The organism is Anaerosporobacter sp., from assembly GCF_965301125.1.
Genome location: NZ_CBDLAM010000191.1, coordinates 1 through 210, shown reverse-complemented (window position 1 = coordinate 210; position 210 = coordinate 1).

The following is a 210-nucleotide window of genomic DNA, read 5'->3' as shown; positions in this document are numbered from 1 at the left end:
TTTTTTTTCAGTATTTGTTTTCTACATAATTCTCTTTCTTATGTCATATTTTGCACTATGAAAGATATCGTAACAATAGCTCCCACTTCACTCTTATTATAAAACGTAATTTTCCCGTCATATGCCTTAGCAACTTCAGAAGCAATATACATACCAAGACCATAATTATCATTATAACGATCTTTTCGATATCTATAGAACTGCATTGTA